The sequence below is a fragment of the Pseudomonas sp. BJP69 genome, from assembly GCF_007633355.1.
GTDB lineage: Bacteria > Pseudomonadota > Gammaproteobacteria > Pseudomonadales > Pseudomonadaceae > Aquipseudomonas > Aquipseudomonas juntendi.
In genome coordinates, this window is the sequence record NZ_CP041933.1 from 2,396,173 (window position 1) to 2,414,030 (window position 17,858).

General features: G+C 57.1%; 10 protein-coding genes and 5 pseudogenes. 8 read left to right on the forward strand and 7 right to left on the reverse strand.

The genetic code is table 11. The features are described 5' to 3' along the window. Position 1: 1 nt before the first annotated feature. The 7 genes and pseudogenes from icmH to FPB55_RS11060 form a co-directional block, all read right to left on the reverse strand. Positions 2 to 718: a type IVB secretion system protein IcmH/DotU gene (icmH, locus tag FPB55_RS11030; RefSeq protein ID WP_009686736.1), complete on the reverse strand. Its 717-nt coding sequence runs from the start codon at positions 716 to 718 to the stop codon at positions 2 to 4. Continuing rightward, positions 715 to 2,058 carry a type VI secretion system baseplate subunit TssK gene (gene tssK / locus FPB55_RS11035; protein WP_009686737.1) on the reverse strand — a complete coding sequence of 448 codons (1,344 nt, stop codon included), beginning with the start codon at positions 2,056 to 2,058 and terminating at the stop codon, positions 715 to 717. Before tssK ends, icmH begins: the two co-directional genes overlap by 4 nt. Continuing rightward, a complete protein-coding gene (gene tssJ / locus FPB55_RS11040) occupies positions 2,055 to 2,777 on the reverse strand; it encodes a type VI secretion system lipoprotein TssJ (RefSeq protein WP_125854813.1) in 723 nt (240 codons plus the stop codon). The genes tssK and tssJ overlap by 4 nt, the downstream gene beginning before the upstream one ends. Before the next feature lie 25 nt (positions 2,778 to 2,802). Then, positions 2,803 to 5,400 carry a type VI secretion system ATPase TssH gene (tssH, locus tag FPB55_RS11045; protein ID WP_029887850.1) on the reverse strand — a complete coding sequence of 866 codons (2,598 nt, stop codon included), beginning with the start codon at positions 5,398 to 5,400 and terminating at the stop codon, positions 2,803 to 2,805. Next, complete coding sequence (gene tssG / locus FPB55_RS11050; protein ID WP_009686740.1) at positions 5,397 to 6,467, reverse strand: type VI secretion system baseplate subunit TssG; 1,071 nt, start codon at positions 6,465 to 6,467, stop codon at positions 5,397 to 5,399. Before tssG ends, tssH begins: the two co-directional genes overlap by 4 nt. Further along, positions 6,431 to 7,888, reverse strand: a pseudogene (tssF, locus tag FPB55_RS11055) (type VI secretion system baseplate subunit TssF); the annotation flags it as partial. The pseudogene tssF and the gene tssG, both read right to left, overlap by 37 nt. Beyond that, positions 7,882 to 9,408: pseudogene (locus FPB55_RS11060) on the reverse strand (type IV secretion protein Rhs); the annotation flags it as partial. The pseudogenes FPB55_RS11060 and tssF, both read right to left, overlap by 7 nt. On the opposite strand from FPB55_RS11060, the pseudogene FPB55_RS26560 reads away from it, so the two are divergent. From FPB55_RS26560 to FPB55_RS11100, 8 genes and pseudogenes are all read left to right on the forward strand, one after another. Further along, positions 9,403 to 10,776: pseudogene (locus tag FPB55_RS26560) on the forward strand (RHS repeat-associated core domain-containing protein); the annotation flags it as partial. The pseudogenes FPB55_RS11060 and FPB55_RS26560 overlap by 6 nt on opposite strands. 7 nt (positions 10,777 to 10,783) lie before the next feature. Continuing rightward, complete coding sequence (locus FPB55_RS11070; RefSeq protein ID WP_009681917.1) at positions 10,784 to 11,215, forward strand: hypothetical protein; 432 nt, start codon at positions 10,784 to 10,786, stop codon at positions 11,213 to 11,215. Further along, positions 11,212 to 11,643, forward strand: coding sequence for a tetratricopeptide repeat protein (locus tag FPB55_RS11075; protein WP_009681916.1), 432 nt, complete (start codon positions 11,212 to 11,214; stop codon positions 11,641 to 11,643). The genes FPB55_RS11070 and FPB55_RS11075 overlap by 4 nt, the downstream gene beginning before the upstream one ends. A gap of 158 nt (positions 11,644 to 11,801) precedes the next feature. Then, a pseudogene (locus FPB55_RS11080) lies at positions 11,802 to 13,748 on the forward strand (RHS repeat-associated core domain-containing protein); the annotation flags it as partial. 5 nt (positions 13,749 to 13,753) lie between these two features. Further along, positions 13,754 to 14,380, forward strand: a complete 627-nt coding sequence (locus tag FPB55_RS11085) for a DUF1629 domain-containing protein (RefSeq protein ID WP_165944178.1) — start codon at positions 13,754 to 13,756, stop codon at positions 14,378 to 14,380. A gap of 207 nt (positions 14,381 to 14,587) precedes the next feature. Then, positions 14,588 to 16,207 (forward strand): annotated as a pseudogene (locus tag FPB55_RS11090) (RHS repeat-associated core domain-containing protein); the annotation flags it as partial. Positions 16,208 to 16,216: 9 nt separating this feature from the next. Next, positions 16,217 to 16,747, forward strand: coding sequence for a DUF4303 domain-containing protein (locus FPB55_RS11095; RefSeq protein WP_009681722.1), 531 nt, complete (start codon positions 16,217 to 16,219; stop codon positions 16,745 to 16,747). 666 nt (positions 16,748 to 17,413) lie between these two features. After that, positions 17,414 to 17,800, forward strand: a complete 387-nt coding sequence (locus tag FPB55_RS11100) for a hypothetical protein (RefSeq protein ID WP_009681724.1) — start codon at positions 17,414 to 17,416, stop codon at positions 17,798 to 17,800. Positions 17,801 to 17,858: the final 58 nt, after the last annotated feature.

The window sequence follows — 17,858 nt, forward strand, 5'->3', positions numbered from 1 at the left end:
CTCAGGCACTGAACAGCTGGCGGATTTGTTCGGAGAGGGCGGCGACGTCCTTGTCCAGCAACCAGTCAAGGGTCAGGTACACGGCGACGCAAACCAGCGCGATCAGCGCCAGGTACACCCACAGCGGCACTTCGTGGCGCAGCATCTGCGACACCTGGTCCGGCAGTGCCCAGTCCGGTGACAAGGCCTTGGGTGCCTTGCGGTAGCGGGCGATGTCCTGGCCGAGAGTGTTGGCCAGGTAACGCAGCTGGTCTTTCTGGCCAAGGCTGAACTTGCCCTCGAAGCCAAGCGCCAGGCACAGGTGATAAACCTCGAGCACATCGAGGTTCTGTTTGACATCGCCCCGCAGAGCCTCGACCTTTTCGAAAAAGCCTTCACCCGCCAGGTGCACGCCGAAATAGCGGAACTGCAAGGGTTGCAGCTCGAAGTGCTGGCGCAACGCGTTGTCGCCAGCGCGCAACACGCTTTCATCCAGGAATGCGCAAAGCGCGTACTGGGTATCCTTGACCTGTTCGGCGCTGTAGTTGGCGGCACGGGCGTCACGTTCAAGGTTGGCGAAGAAGCGTTCGACACTTCCTTCGAAGGCCTGCACCGAAGTGACCTGGCGGCCACGGCGCACGATCAGCGCCATGCTGATGAAGTCTTGCACCAGGTCCTTGAGCGACGGTTTGGCAGGGGTGGGCATGGTAGCGCCCTGTTGCAGTACGGCTTCGGTCATTTGAGCACCGCCATCAGTTCAAGCTTGAGGTTGGTAAAGGCGCTGGGCGCGTAGAAGCAGATGGTCTGGGCGTTCATCATTCGCTCATACACCTGGCCATGCGGCTCGATGGCGAAGTACTGGTTGTCCAGGCGCACCGGGATCGCGTTGGGGAGCCGCGCGGCGTGGTTGAGGGTAACGCCGGGCATGGCACTGTTGACCACCACCTCGATGTCTTCGGGCGAGCCGATCTTGAAGGCCCGCGGCACCAGTTCCAGCAAGCTGGCACCGGGCATGTCGGCATGGACCGACACGTAGAAGTCGGCCTCGACCAGGCGCGGGTCGTGCAACTGCCCTTGCCAATACGACGGTTTGGTCTGGGTGAGGTTGATGACGATGCACTGGTTGGGCACGACGTTGTCCAGCATCACCCTGATCATCTCGTCCAGCTTGACCAGCGATGCGGCGGGGTCGTGGTGGTCGTACTCGGGGATGTCGGCCAGTTGAGTGTCGAGGGTGAAGGTCAGCAGGCCACCGGCAAGGTCGGCAAGGAACAGGTACAGGCGCTCTGGGTGCAGGCGTGGGTGGGCCAGCAGGTGGGCCAGTTGCGGGTGCGCCCGGTTGACGGTGTTCAGCAGCCAGAACAAGGTGACGTCGCTGGAGCCGAACTCGGCGATCTGGTCGGCGCGTTCGCGGCGCCGGCCAGACAGTGCCTTGCTTTTGGCCTGCAAGGCGCCGAGCAGGCGCTTGCCAATGCCGGCCAGGGTTTCGTGGCAACCCAGGTGCAGGGTAGGGTGGACGAAATGCGGGTCCAGATTGAAACCGCCCATGCTGTTGCGGGTCAGCTTGGCCAGTGGGCAGTAGCTATAGCCATCGAGGCTATCGCCATCGACCAGCAGCACGACGTTCAGGCGCAGGCTGGTGATCTCGTTCTCCAGTTCGCCTTCGTTGAGGTCGGGCAGGGTGTCGAACTGTTTGCGATAGCGCCGCGCTGCCTTGTGTTCCTGGCCGTCTTCGACGTAGTTGAGGCCGAACGGCTCGGGCAGCTTCAGGGCAGCGTACACCTTGAGGTCGTTGGCCTTGAGCAGGTCTTTGAGGTCACGCGCGGCCGGCAGTGGGTCGTGCTGCGGCGCGTCGTACAGGCTGCCATCGGGGAAAACCAGCTTAAGGCGCTTGAGTTGCAGCGAGCCGTTGCTCAGGGCGTCCTCGTCCACTTGCAGCGCCTGTACACCCCAGTGGAAGGGGGTGCTGCGCAGGGTCGCTTCGGCCAACTGGTGTTGGTGAAACTCGTCCTGATACTGAAAGTGCTGGGGCAGCAGGAACATGCCTTCCGACCACATCACCCGGCTCTGCTTGCTCATTTGACGCTATCCACGAAAGAGTTGAAGGAATTGTCGACGGCGTTTTGTGCTGATTTGCCAGCCATATCGCTGGCCTTGTCCAGCGCGGCGTCCTGCACTTTGTCGGTGAGGCCAGGCGCGGCTTGCCTGGCGCGCTCGGCGGCGGCCTGCTGCTCGGCGGTCGGCGGCTTGTTCAATACGTCCACACCGCGCATGGCATGGATCTCGGTCTTGTCCACCAGCACGCGCAGGCCGTCCGATGAGAACCAGATCCCGTCCTTGCGCAGCGAGTCGGCGTCGAAGGCGACTTTCCAGCGGGCATCCTGCTCGTCGCGGAAAAACGCTGCCACGCCGACATACCGGGCGCTCTTGGCCAGCGGCCATTGGTCGATCTGGCCGATGCCCGGTAGCAGGGTGATCTCGCGTGCCTCCACCAGGGTGTTGCCCAGGGCTTTCTGCGGGGTAGCCCACAGGGTTCCGGCATCGCTGGCGGCGAAGCGCTCGAGGTCGGTCAGCTGGTACACGCGCATCACCACCGACAGCGGTTTGCCGTCGGCATCCGGGTTGAGCTGGTTGCCGCCATCAGAGGTCAGAATGACTTTTTCGCTGTCGGCCAGCATGTCGGCCGCCCAGCTGTCTTCCATGCGCTTGCCGATGCGGTCGGTAACCCCGCAGCCGGCCATTGCCAACAGCAGGGCAAGGGCAGTCAAGCGTTTGAGGGCAGTGTGCTTGTGGTACATGACGGCAAAAACCTCCGGGTGCGGGTCAGGCCAGGCGATAGGCGAAATCGCCATCGCTGCCCAGCTCGATGACCAGGCGCTCGATGGGCGTGCCCTGGGCCATGCGCTCTAGCACGCGCTGGGCGAGTTCGGGCATCAGGGTCTGGGACAGAATGTTGTCGATGTTGCGCGCACCGCTATCGACTTCGGTGCAGCGTGCGGCGATGGCCTTCACCAGCGCCGGTTCGTAGCTCAGTTCGGCCTGGTGGTTGCGCGCGAAGCGTTTGGCGATGCGCTCGAGCTTGAGCGCGACGATGCGCTCCAGCACCTGGTCCTGCACCGGGTAGAACGGCACGATGCTCAGGCGGCCAAGGAAAGCTGGCTTGAATACCTGGTTCAGCTCACCGCGCAAGCCTTCGATGATGGCTGCGGGGGTGGGCTGCTGCTCGGCATTCAGGCAGGTGTGCATGATGTGCTCGGTGCCGGTGTTGGAGGTGAGGATGATCACCGTGTTGCGGAAATTGATCTCGCGGCCTTCACCGTCGTCCAGCACCCCTTTGTCGAACACCTGGAAGAACAGTTCAAGTACATCGGGGTGAGCCTTTTCCACCTCGTCCAGCAGTACCACGCTGTACGGTTTGCGGCGCACCGCCTCTGTCAGCACGCCGCCTTCGCCGTAGCCGACATAGCCCGGTGGTGAGCCTTTGAGGCTGGATACCGTATGCGCTTCCTGGTACTCGGACATGTTGATGGTGATCAGGTTGCGTTCACCGCCATACAGGGTGTCGGCAAGGGCCAGGGCGGTTTCGGTCTTGCCGACGCCGCTGGGGCCAAGCAGCAGGAATACGCCGATCGGTTTGTTCGGGTCTTCCATGCGCGCACGGGAAATTTTGATGCGTTTGCCGATTTCGTGCAGGGCATGGTCCTGGCCCAGTACGCGCTGGCTCAGCAGTTCAGGCAAGCGCTGAACGGTATCGATCTCATCGCGCAGCATCTTGCCCAGCGGGATACCGGTCCAGCCGCTGATGACCTGGGCGATGGCGCCACTGTCGACCAAGGCATGCACCAGTGGCTGGTCGCCTTGCACCCGGGCCAGTTCGCTGCGCAGGGCATTGAGCTGCGCGGGGTCGGCTTCACTGGCGGCGCTCAGCGCCTTGAGCTGTTCGACCAGTGCCAGTTCCTGTTGCCACTGGGTGTTCAGTTGCTGTTCCTGCAACTGCGCGGCTTGCAAGGCAGCCTGCAGTTCGCCGAGGCGGCGGGCATGATCGTGGCCTTTGCCGGCTTCGTCGCCCAGCACGCTGATTTCAGCTTGCAGGTTGTCGATCTGCCGACGGCAGTCTTCCAGTGCGCCAGGCTGCGAGGTTTGCGCCAGGGCGATGCGTGCGCAGGCGGTGTCGAGCACGCTGACAGCTTTGTCTGGCAGCTGGCGGCCGGTGATGTAGCGGTTGGACAGGCGCACTGCCTGCACCAGCGCTTCGTCCATGACCGCCACCTTGTGGTGTTCGCGCATTTTGCCTAGCAGGCCGCGCAGCATGTGGATGGCTTTGTCTTCATCCGGCTCTTCGACCTTGACCACCTGGAAGCGGCGGGCGAGGGCTGCGTCCTTTTCGAAGTACTTCTTGTACTCGGCCCAGGTGGTGGCGGCGATGGTGCGCAGCTCGCCACGTGCCAGCGCAGGCTTGAGCAGGTTGGCGGCGTCATTTTGCCCCGCCTGGCCACCGGAGCCGATCAGGGTGTGGGCTTCATCGATGAACAGGATGATCGGGTGCAGGCTGCGCTTGACCTCTTCGATCACTGCCTTGAGGCGGTTCTCGAACTCACCTTTGACCCCGGCGCCCGCCTGCAGCAACCCCAGGTCGAGGGTATGCAGTGCCACATCCTTGAGCACGGCCGGCACGTCGCCTTGGGCAATGCGCAGGGCCAGACCTTCGACTACGGCTGTTTTGCCCACCCCGGCCTCACCGGTGAGGATCGGATTGTTCTGCCGGCGGCGCGTGAGAATGTCGACCATCTGCCGCACCTCGAATTCGCGCCCAAGCACGGGGTCGATGCGGCCTTCGCGGGCACTTTGGGTAAGGTTGACCGTGTATTGGTCCAGCGCCGGGGTCTTGCCGCCAGCCTTGCCCGTGGCAGGGGCCGGTGCCGCTGGGCCAGCCAAGGCGCTGGCGTGGCGCGATTCGGCGCTGCCCTCGACCAGGGCGGCAAGGTTCAGGCGAAGGTCGTCTGGGTTGATCTTCTCCAGCTCAGGGGCCGAGGCGACCACTACGCGATGCAGTTCGGCATCGTCCAGCAGGGCTTGCAGCAGATGGGCACTGCGTACTTGCGCGACGCCGTACTCGATCGATGCCAGCAGCCAGGCCTGTTCGATCATGCGGGTGATATGTGGCGACAGCGCCGGGGTGCGGGTGTTGCCTTTCTTGAATGTGCCCAGGGCCGTTACCAGTTGCGCCTGCAGGCGCTCGGCGACCACATCGTAGTGGCGCAGGATTGGCGCCAGGTCAGTGTCGCCGGCATCGAGCAGCTGCAACAGCAGGTGCTCGACTTCCACGTCGTAGTGTTGCTCCGAGAGGCACAGGGCTGCAGCGCTTTCTGTCGCCGTGCGGCTGGTTTCGTTGAGCTTGGCGAACAAAGACTTCAGGTTCACAAGGCGACCCCATCGTAAGGAATGTGGAAGACGGCGCAACGCGATGGCTCCGCGTCACGGCCAGGGCGTTTGAGCCAGCCCAGCCAGCCCAGGGCAAGGTTGCCTGTGCGACCGAGCTGGGCGGGTGGTACAGCCTCGGGCTTGAGCCGCGGGGCAATTTCGAAATCCAGCTCGGCACCCAGGTAGAAGCGCACCAGCTCGACCAGCTTGCGGTAGCACGCGGTGCCGGGCTGGAACCGTTGGTAATCGGCCAGGCCAAGCGGGCCGAGCTCGATGCGGATGCACGACTGGTAGTCCCAGACCCGGTTACCGGCCACGGCACTGTGGCCCAGCTGGGCATTGCGCCGCCCCAGCTGGGTACATTGTTCCGGCTGCAGGCGCAGCCAGCGCCCGGCGAACTGGCGGACTTTGATCGGCAGCGCGAAGTAGAAGCCGAGCATGCGCTCCAGGTTCAGGGCGTTGCGTGGCTTCTGGCTGAGCAGGCCGGCAAAGTAGCTGAACAGCTCGCGGCGCAGCGCCGTGGGCTGCTGCTCGAACTTGAGCCGCTGGGCCATGGGCCCGAACCCCACCATGTTGAGCAGGTAGCCGTCGAAGCGCGATGTGCCGTTGCGCTCGTGTTCGATATGAAACTTGTATTTTTGCCAGGCTTCGTAGAACAGCGTGGTCATGCGGTGCGAAAACATGTCGAGGAACGCATGCGCAGCATCGTCGCGATACTGTACGTGCCGCTCCAGCAGCAGCTCGGTGTACGGGCGTGGCAGCACACCAGACGGCCCTACCAGGCCCATGAAGGTCACCTGGACCTCCGACAACGGCCGGCCGGCAGGCGAAACCTTGCCCTCGCGTTCGAAATGCAAGTCGCTGACTTCGCTCGCCGGGAACGCCAGGGACAGCTGGGTGCGAAAACGCAGCGGGTCTTCGTGCGGGCGCGTTGCCAGGTCCATGCGCCCGGTGCGGCTGTAGTGCAGGCGAAGCAGGCGCACCAATTGAAAAAATTCGAATCGGTGCGGCTCGGCTCGGGCCTGATCGATCAGACCAGGGGCTGATCGCCAGTGCGTGCTGGCCATTGGACGACTCTCTTTTCTCGTTGTTGGGTACGCAGCGTCAGTTGGGTGAAGCTGTTCATCGAACAGTACTGGCCGAAGAAATGGTCCAGCACCATGCCGAACAGGAACACACCGCTGCCGGTGAACTGGCTTTCGTCCAGCGTCAGGGTGATACCCACACCGCGCACGAAGTTCGGCCGCGGGTGGCCGATACGCGCAACCACCGGTTCGCTGGCGATAGCCTTGATGCCGTTGATTTGTTTACGAATGGCCGAGACGTTGCGGTAGTTGTAGAGCGACAGCAACTCGAGCAGTACTTCGCGGCCCTGGCTTACCAGCGACAGGTGGTTGAGCGACAGGTGCGCAATAAGCCGCCAGATAAGGCCTTTGCCCAGTGGCACACGCATGGTGGCGGTGGGCTTGCGCAGGCAGCGGATGTCCTTGATCACCGAGTTGGCCGGGATGTTGAAATCACCGCGTTCACCACCGAAAGGCAGCATCAGCGGCACATCGCGGTTGCTGCAGGTAAGGCTGATGCTGAGGGTATCGCTGCTGGCGTCTATCAGCTCCAGGTCGCGGTCGACCACGCGGATGCTCATGGCTGTGGCATCGCCTTGGTTGCGCCGGCGGGCGATCCAGAAGCTGGTGTGCGGGTCTTGCTCGCCACGCGGCTCGAAGAATGCCTGGCAGGTGGCGACCTGGTCGATGCCACCCAGTTTGCGCACGCGCCGTACCCGATCGATCGACACCACTTCTGCGGCATTGTGCAGGCGGGTGTCGGGGGTGACCGGGTACTCGTGCCGCGTATGGGTAAGCTTGATCGGCTCGGCCTGTTGCCGGAACAAGTTGATGATTGGCGTGCAGTTGAGCTTGAAGTTGTTGCGCCCGATGTTCTGGCTCAGCCGCGCCAGGCGGTCGCCCAGGTCGTAGTCGCTGAAATAGAAATTGACCTGTACCTGTTCCACGGCCTGACCATTCAGGGGGCGAGCGAACCCGCCGAGGTCGAAGAACATGAACTTGTCTGGGAAGGTGAAATACTCGTGCAACAGCCGGTAGCCCAGGAACGAGCGTTCGGAATAGTCCACCAGGCCTTCGTCACGCCCATAACCTACAGCGCTCAGGGCACCTGCTGGCAGCACGATTTCGCGCCTGCGGCCTTGGTCGTGGAAGCTCAGGGTCGCTTTGGCGAGGTTGTTGAACAGCAGCTCGTACAAATGCAGCATCAGCGTTGCTTCACCGTCGAGGAAGAAGCGCAGGCGGTCGATTTGCATTTGCCCGAACAGGGCGTCGCCGGTGGCGGCCAGATCGATGCTCAGGCGGGCGACCAGGTCGGCGCTGTGGCCGTTGAAAGCGGAGCGCTCCATTTCGGCGAACGTGGCCTTCTGCACGGCAATCGGCCATAACTCAACCGGGTAGCAAGTGCGGAATTTACACACCACACCTCGCGGTGCAAATCATCGCGCTCCATGTCGCTGATCACCTGGCCATCCAGGTTCAGTTGGTGCAGGTGCCCACTGCCGTAATACAGATGATTGAGCTTGCGGCCATCCGGCAGGGTCAGCGTAGTTAGGTTGCTAAGTGGGTCGTATTCATAGTCCAGTGCCCCACTTGGGGTCAGTTCCTGGGTCAGTCGCCCCAGCAGGTCGTAGATGTAACCTAGCTTTTCATCGGTGATGCCCAGCTGCTTACCCGCGCTTGTTGGGTGGCGCTGAATGCTCAGTAACCGGTCAGCCTCGTCATACTCGAAATCTTGCCGTGCATCGCGATTGACCTTGGCCATCAAGCGGCCAATGGCGTCACGCTCGAACAGCGTATGGCGCTCCGGACGTTCGCCGCTTTCGCCATAGCCAATTTCGTCCAGGCGCACCAGATGACCACCGGCGTCGTAACTGAAGCGCCGGGTCAGGTTGTCCACCCGCACCTCTTCGCTCAGGCGGTCCGACGCGTCATAGGCAAAGCGGTAGGCCGCGCCGTTCTCGTTGACCAGTGCGGTCAGGCGCAGGGCCTTGTCATACTCGTAGCGGATCCACTCGCCCTTGGCATCCTGGCGACTGCTGGGCAGGCCGCGCGAGGTGCGTTGCAGGTAGGTTGTCTGGCCTTTTCCATCGGTGTGCTTCAGCACCTGGCCAAGAGTATTGTAGGTAAAGGTTTCCGCAGTGCCGTCCGGATGATTGATACGAAGCACTTCACCATCGGGCTTGCGTTCCAGCGTAGTGGTCTGGTTCAACGCATCGGTAACGGCAACCAGGTGCTGGCGTTCGTCGTAGCGGTAGTAGGTGCTTTTGCCCGAACAGTCCTCGAAGCGCTCGACCTGCGCGTAGGCATTCCACCACAGATACTTGGACTTGAAGTTGGCATCGATGATCGTGTGCGGCAGGCCGTCATCGCTGTTGAGATACCGGGTCTTGTTACCCAGCGGGTCAATCTCGGCAACCAGGTTGCCTTTTTCGTCGTAACGCGCCTGCCAGACGCTGCCGTCGGGGAAGCGGGTTTCGGTGATGAGTGGCGTGGTGCGGTAGTGCTTGTAGCTGATCTTGCGACCCAGCGGGTCGGTTTCCTCGATCAGCCGGGAGAATTCGTCGTACTTCAGGGCGAGGCGATTGCCATCAGGCAGCTTGATGCCGACCAGATTGCCGGAGGTGTCGAAGTCCATGCCATAGCATTCACCGCCGAAGTCACGGCTGCCGATGACGCGATTATCCTCGTTGTAACGGATTTCCAGTTCACGGCCCAGCACATCGGTCGCCCAGCTGGTCCGCTGGGCGAAGTCGTATCGGAAGTGATAATGCTCGCCGTCGCTGGTCCAGTGCTCGACGACGCGCGGTTTGCCGTCGTGCGTCTCCCAGCGGTATTCGCAGATCAGGCCCAGAGCGTTACTGTGCCGCGTCATGAGTTTTTCAGCGTAGCCGAACTGGCGTACCGAATCGCCGTTGCGATTGATCACTTCGGTAAGCTGGCCATGGGGCGCAAGGCCTGGCAGTTTGCCTCGACCTTGCCGGCTGACAAGCTGTCGCAGGTGCACAACACCGGCATCAATACCTCGTTGCTGGTCGAGCACGCCTACAACCCGATCCACCGCCGTTACCAGTACGACCCGGCCGGTGAACTGGTGCGTACGCTGGACAAGCTGCGTGGCGAGATCAAGTACGAGTATGAAGCCAATGGCCAGTTGCGCAGCCGTGATACCGGCTCGCTGGTGGGCAGCGAGGAATTCCGCTACGACCCGGCAGCCAACCGGTTGGACTTCAATGCGCGGCAGTTTGCCAAGGTCAAGGACAACCGCATCAAACAGTGGCGGGATCAGGAGTACCGCTACGACCCGTGGGGCAACCTGATCGAGAAGCGCTCGGGGCACAGCAAGCTGCAGAGCTTCAGCTACGACTGCGAGAACCGGCTGGTGCGGGCGGAGACGTTGGTCAATGGCAAGCTGGCAAGCCGAGGCGAGTACCGTTACGACAGCCTTGGGCGGCGGGTGGCCAAGTGGGCTGAAATCGAGGGCGAGGTCGAACAGAAGCGCTTTCTCTGGCAAGGCTTGCGGATGCTGAGGGAGGAAACGCCTGGGCACAGCATCTTGTATCTGTACGAGCCGGGTAGCTATGCGCCGTTGGCGCGGGTTGATCAGGTTGAAGGGGAAAGGCAGAAGGTCTATTACTTCCATACGGATCAGATTGGTACGCCGTTGGAGTTGACGGACAGTGATGGCAAGATCGTTTGGCAGGCGACGTATCGTTCATGGGGTGCGATAGAGAATCTGGTCGTCAATCAGGTCGAGCAGAATCTGCGCTTCCAGGGCCAGTATTTCGATTCTGCAACAGGGCTGCACTATAATACATTAAGGTTCTATGATGCAGAAGTAGGCAGGTTTATTTCTCATGATCCCATAAGTTTGCTGGGTGGGATTAATTTATATGCATTTGCACCTAACTCGACTGGGTGGATTGATCCGTGGGGACTAAGCTGCCGGACTGAGTATTTAGGAAGGACGCCGGGCAAATCCAGCAAAACTGGTCGAGAAGTTATTGAGGCCATGAGAAAAGAGGGGCGTATTCGAGGTCGCGGTAATGAAATGGAGTTTAAAAGTTCGACAGACAAGCAGTGGTACTCGGTTGCGGAAGCTGACATGGCGCACAAGTATGATGCGGTGACTTATTGGAATGATCGCGGAGGTTTCTTCGGTGCCAAGTCCAAAGAAGTTCGGAAATGGATGCTTGACTCTAAGAATTATGAGTTAGAGCACTTTTCATTCAATCGGTCGGCAGGTGCCAGGCTGAACCAGTTTTATAGGTCGCCAGATAATTTTATCGGGCCGCATGAATATTTTAGCTATTGAGGTGTGCATGAACGATTTGTCGGAAATTAATTTGCCGTTATCTCAAGAGATTGTCGCGATTGTAGAGGCGGGTAATTTATTGCATGAGGCTGGCGCCTATGAATCTGCGCTGGAGAAGTACGGCGAATCTTGGAATATGCTGCCTGAGCCTAAAGAACAGTGGGATCTTGCTCATTGGATTGCCAAGTGTTATTCCAGGCTTTACTTAGAGCTTGAGTGCTATGACGAAGCGAAAGTTTGGGCAGTTAGGGCAGTTCAAACAAAACCCCCTCGCGAGACGTCAAGTTTCATACTCCTTGGTGCATCTCATCTTGGTGCGAATGAAAAAGAATCGGCTTACAAGTTTTTTAAAAAGGCCTTTGAGCTTGGTAAGGGGAGAGCCTTTCAAGGGTTTGATAAAAAATATCTGGATTTTTTTACTGGCTATGAAGAAAAATGAAAGATTTGCCAGATCAGCTATATGACGAAATTCTTGCTCTAAGTGAGCAGGGTAACGAATTGATGGATAAAGGAGAGTACTTGAGGGCAGCTGAGGCTTATCGAGTTGCGTTGATAAAGTTGCCCGAGCCATATGTGCAGTGGGATGCGTTTGTTTGGCTTAAAGCCAGTGTTGGGGATGCAATTTTTCACTTGAAAAATTATGCTGATGCCGCGGAAGAATTTTTTGATGCCATGGGTGGTGCGGATGGTTCTCACAACAGTTTTGTACTCTTGCGGCTCGGTCAGTGCCTGTACGAACAAGCAGATCCGAAAGCGATGGATTATCTATGTAAAGCCTACTTTTTAGAAGGTGATGACGTTTTTAGGCATGAAGATAAGAAATACATTGGCGCGGTTAAATCAGTGTTGGGTAGTAGGGTTAATTGATAAGCTTCAGGTTTGTTATGGTCTAGTGTTAAAGACTGCACTCGAAATTAATTATGCTAACCCTCTTATTGGCTATTTAAGGGCCAGCGCATGTGACGACTTTCAACCTTTTGAAAAATTAGGACGTAAGTCAACCATTGGCAGTATGTCTATGCGTATCGGACCGCTTGAGTGAGGTAGCACGGGTCGACAACCTGATCCTGCGCTTCAGCTACCGCGCTGGCGGTCACCTGATTCGCCTCGACGAAATCGGCTATGGCGAAAGTGGTGAACGTCCCGAGCGCAGCACGCTGTTCGAGCGCGATGCCATTGGCCGTTTACTGGCCAAAGTCAACGGCGATGCACGACAAGACTTCGGTTACGACGACGCTGACCGGCTGTTGAGCATTCAGCGTCAACCTACACCTGCAGGCAGGCAGTTGGGTGTCACCGTCGAAAAGCTTGGCTACAGCTATGATCTTCTAGGGCGCCTGACACAGGAACTGACCCCGAGCGGTGCCTTGGGCTATGAGTACGATGTACTCAGCAACCTGACCACGCTGACGTTGCCAGATGGCCGCAAGGTCAACCACCTGTACTACGGCAGCGGCCATTTGCACCAGTTGAACCTGGACGGCCAGGTCATCAGTGACATGGAGCGCGATGACCTGCACCGCGAGGTGTACCGCACCCAGGGCAAGCTCACCAGTTGCTTCGGTTATGACACCATGGGGCGCAAGGCCTGGCAGTTTGCCTCGACCTTACCGGCCGACAAGCTCTCGCAGATGCATAACACCGGCATCAACACGTCGTTGCTGGTCGAGCATGCCTACAACCCGATCCACCGCCGTTACCAGTACGACCCTGCCGGTGAACTGGTGCGTACGCTGGACAAGCTACGCGGCGAGATCAAGTACGAGTATGAAGCCAATGGCCAGTTGCGCAGCCGTGATACTGGCTCGCTGATCGGGAGCGAGGAATTCCGCTACGACCCGGCAGCTAACCGGTTGGACTTCAATGCGCGGCAGTTTGCCAAGGTCAAGGACAACCGCATCAAACAGTGGCGGGATCAGGAGTACCGCTACGACCCGTGGGGCAACCTGATCGAGAAGCGCTCGGGGCATAGCAAGCTGCAAAGCTTCAGCTACGACTGCGAGAACCGGCTGGTGCGGGCGGAGACGTTGGTCAATGGCAAGCTGGCAAGCCGAGGCGAGTACCGTTACGACAGCCTTGGGCGGCGGGTGGCCAAGCGGGCTGAAATCAACGGCGAGGTCGAACAGAAGCGCTTTCTGTGGCAAGGCTTGCGGATGCTGCGGGAGGAAACGCCTGGGCAGAACATCCTGTACCTGTACGAGCCGGGTAGCTATGCGCCGTTGGCGCGGGTTGATCAAGCTGAAGGGGAAGCGCAGAAGCTTTATTACTTCCATACTGACCAGATTGGTACGCCGTTGGAATTGACGGACAGTGACGGCAAGACCGTTTGGCAGGCGACGTATCGTTCATGGGGTGCGATAGAGAATCTGGTCGTCAATCAGGTCGAGCAGAATCTGCGCTTCCCAGGTCAGTATTTCGATTCTGAAGCTGGGCTGCATTACAATACGTTCCGTTTCTATGATGCTGAGCTCGGACGGTTTCTGTCCCAGGATCCTATAGGGCTTGCAGGTGGAATTAATGTCTATTTATATGCTGAAAATCCTGTTCAGGAAATCGATCCGCTGGGGTGGTGTTCGACGAAGCTGGGTAATAGCATGGGTGCCAAAAAAGGCGATGGGATGGCGAACCATCACCTCATTCCGGAAGAGATCCTTAAGAAGCCGCGTTATGCAAAAATGTTTAACAGACTCCGATCAATGGGGTTCAACGATGACGGGGCATCCAATGGTATATTTTTGCCTGGCACTAAAGGTTTGACGCAAAAAATTGATCTTCCTGGGCATTGGTCTAGCCATTCTCGATATACTAAGGCGATAGAGACCAAAGTGTCAGCACTAAATGACGCATTCAGCGCTGGAAAAATTTCAGACACCCAGTTGGTGTTGGGTATTGGTAAGATTCAGAATTTCGCAAGAGAAAATCTAATGAATAATAATTTTGTAGTGGACTCTGTTACTGGGAGGCTACTGTGAGTAGTATGAAATATTATGCTCTGCGCTATGACTCTCATGATGCGGGCTGTCCGACTGTATTGTCGGGTTTTTTTAATTGTGAAGAGTTTGAGTGGGGCGCTTTCGAGATTAACCCAATGGAGCTGGTGATAGAAAAGATGTATGCTCTGGAACTGACCAGTCTTGAAGTGCCACTCAATGATTTGGATTTCGACTTCTATGAGCTTGGCGACACTTACGTGTCGAAAAGATTCTTAGAAGTTTGCGATGGCGTGGGCGCAAAGTACAGGGCTATCCCACTCGAAATATCATATGGCGGGGCTTCGCGGAAGGATGAGTTTTATATATTTATTCCTGGTGAAAGTCTGGCGGCGCTAGATAAGAGCAAGTCGGTGTTTGAGGTCTCAAAAGACATGGTCACCGGTTTAGAGGTAGAAAGTCCGATTTATCCAGGTTCTGTGAGTATAGAGAGCATTTCGAGTTTCGTGATGACTCCGACATTGGAAGGTGATCTTTTTAGATGTCAGGAAACGTTGGAGTTGTTTTGCAGTGAGAGATTTAAAGCTGCCGCCAGTGGTTTGAAGGGTGTCAGGTTTGAAGCGGTTGATGAGAAATATACATATGATACGTGGGCTGAATTCAACGATATTTAAAGAGATTAAGTTGTTGGTGAGATAGGTGCGCATAAGGTTGTAAGCTGATCAATCGTACTCTTCAAGAGTATTCGGCGACGGCTCTCCGTGTCATGTGGCAGAGTCAGTACTGGTAAGCTACAGAGTTTGGAGACACGAAACCAAGCGCGTACCGATGTTCGCAGTTGGTGCATGAGTTACGGTTGGTCTCGACCTGTCCACGGCAATGATCTTCTAGGGCGCCTGACACAGGAACTGACCCCGAGCGGTGCCTTGGGCTATGAGTACGATGTACTCAGCAACTTGACCACGCTGACGTTGCCAGATGGCCGCAAGGTCAACCACCTGTACTACGGCAGCGGCCATTTGCACCAGTTGAACCTGGACGGCCAGGTCATCAGTGACATGGAGCGCGATGACCTGCACCGCGAGGTGTACCGCACCCAGGGCAAGCTCACCAGTTGCTTCGGTTATGACGCCATGGGGCGCAAGGCCTGGCAGTTTGCCTCGACCTTGCCGACCGACAAGCTCTCGCAGGTGCACAACACCGGCATTAACACCTCGTTGCTGGTCGAGCATGCCTACAACCCGATTCACCGCCGTTACCAGTACGACCCGGCGGGGGAGTTGGTGCGCACGTTGGACAAACTGCGTGGTGAGATCAAGTACGAGTACGAAGCCAACGGCCAGTTGCGCAGCCGTGATACCGGCTCGCTGGTGGGCAGCGAAGAGTTTCGTTATGACCCGGCAGCCAACCGGTTGGACTTCAATGCGCGGCAGTTTGCCAAGGTCAAGGACAACCGCATCAAACAGTGGCGGGATCAGGAGTACCGCTACGACCCGTGGGGCAACCTGATCGAGAAGCGCTCGGGGCATAGCAAGCTGCAAAGCTTCAGCTACGACTGCGAGAACCGGCTGGTGCGGGCAGAGACGTTGGTCAATGGCAAGCTGGCAAGCCGAGGCGAGTACCGTTACGACAGCCTTGGGCGGCGGGTGGCCAAGCGGGCTGAGATCAACGGCGAGGTCGAACAGAAGCGCTTTCTGTGGCAAGGCTTGCGGATGCTGCGGGAGGAAACGCCTGGGCAGAACATCCTGTACCTTTACGAGCCGGGTAGTTATGCGCCGTTGGCGCGGGTTGATCAGGCTGAAGGGCAAGCGCAGAAGCTTTATTACTTCCATACTGACCAGATTGGTACGCCGTTGGAGCTGACGGGCAGCGATGGCAAGATCGTTTGGCAGGCGACGTACCGTTCGTGGGGGGCGATTGAGGATCTGGCCGTCAAGCAGGTCGAGCAGAATCTGCGCTTTCAGGGGCAGTATTTCGATGACGAAACCGGCCTGCACTACAATACGTATCGTTTCTATGATCCCGAAATTGGTAGATTTATCGCTCAAGACCCGATCGGATTATTGGGGAGTTTCAACTTCTATGAGTACACACGTAACCCGGTTACCTGGACTGATGCTTGGGGGCTGTGTGCTGGAAAAGACTGGGGGGCTTACTACGCGAAGAAGACGGAAACACGTCCACCGGCGACAATGGAGCGACCACACGCTCACCATATAGTATTCAAAGGTGATTTTGCGCGATCTCCAGGCATGCAAAAAGCCCTAGAGCGTAGTAGGGCGGTGCTGGCTAAATACAAAATCGATCCTGGGCACGATACATCTGCCATGATGTGGGCAGAAAACCAAGGTCATACGATAGCGAACGCGAAGCTGGTTGCAGGCAAGCTTGAAGCGGCGGATAAAGCCATTATGGCTCAAGATTTACCCTTCAATAAGGAAGCTTTCGCCATGACGGGTGAGTTGCAAAAAATTGGTGCTGAAATTTTTGGTGGTTCCTAGGAGAGGATGATGGATTGGAAGAATTTTGAAGTTGAAGTTTCGTCCATTGTGAAGCAGGCAATTAAAGATTTGCATGATGCACGGCCAAGTGAGCATTTCTATACATTCGCCCTTTATACAGATACTAGCGCAATGACAGTTGCAATGGCAGCTAATTCTCTTGAGGCACTGGAGCTAAAGCTTCAGGATGAGGATGAAGAGGATCGCGATGAGTCTCGTAGTTACTATCAATGGGCTACCTCAGAGTGGGAATATGAAGCCTGGCGCGGCGATCTGTTTAAAGGGATATCCAAGGAGTTAAGGGAAGCATCTGGGCGCGATGAAATTGCGGCTTTCAGAGAGAATCTATATTTGTCCATGACGAACGTGTTGAAAGAGCTTGGTAAGGAGCGTTTTTTTGATCCGTTTGTCGTGCAAAATCCAACACTATTTGTCACTGTTACGGATGATGATACGGCTGAGGTTGTGGAGAATAATTCAGCAAAAGTCCTAAGTACGCCTGCCGCTTATGCGGAGTTTGTTAACAGGTATGAAAAGTGATGGTATGAGGCTATTGGACCCTGTCTTTTAGTCTGATTGTTGGTGTTGCGGCCAATGAGGGCTCATCGGCGAACGCCCAGAGCTGCATACGTAGCTCGAGCGTGATGGCCTTGGCCGACTGATGGCCAAGGTCAATCTCGATGCCTGGCAAGACGTCGCGTACGACGAGGCCGACCGCTTGCTGAGCATCCACAGCGCCACCCAACAAGCACGGGCAAATCCGATAGGTTTGGATGGAGGTTTCAATCTCTATCGTTATGTGTCTAGCCCCCCTCACAGGAGTTGATTTTTGGGGTTGGTGCGAGAAAGTATGGTGGTGAGCAAATCGGGACATCATGTGCCATCGGTGCGAAAGTCGAAAGGTAGACTTTTCGCCGTTTGTAGACCAGATAAAACGCGGCCAGCACGATTACCTAGAGGTGGAAACCCAGGGCATGAATATTGGCCTCTACATCAGGCAGAAAGAGGACCGGTCGGGCCTCGGCAAGGCAATTTCCCAGGTACAGATGATCAACCTTTTGCGGCATATCGTGAGGTTTAAAAGGATTTGCATCATAACAAAGTTGATGTCGTTTCGCCGAACGGAACCCATGTATTTGGTGAAAATTTGACGCCGCGCGCAGCAGTCAATTTAATAGAAAATTGGCTTAGAGAGGATGGGCTAAGATGAAAATAGACTCTTTGGATGATTTGAGGCGCATAATCCAGCAGGATAGTTTTTTTGAGGCTGTTGTGTGTAGTGTGCATGATTGGGATGAAGCATTGGATAGGCGCGATGATGTCATCTTCGACTCTGCATGGACCGGTGCATTTGAGGAATTGAAAAAAATTGAATACTCATCTAAAAGCGATGAAAAGGGTGTAAGCGATATCCGAGAGTATGTGTTTAAGAAAGTATACGGGTTGATTGGTAGTTCGGATGCTGCAGGATATATTTCGGATGATATAGGGCTGGTGGCTGAGTCTATATCGAAAGTGTGCGATGTTCAGTGGGTGAAAAAGTTATTCGATATTTATTGTGTTGGAGAATTTCCTAATGAACTGATTCTTTAAGCTTTGCGCGTTTTTCGTTGAGGGTGGGCGTTCTAAGTCAGCTTTTTAGTATCCGGAG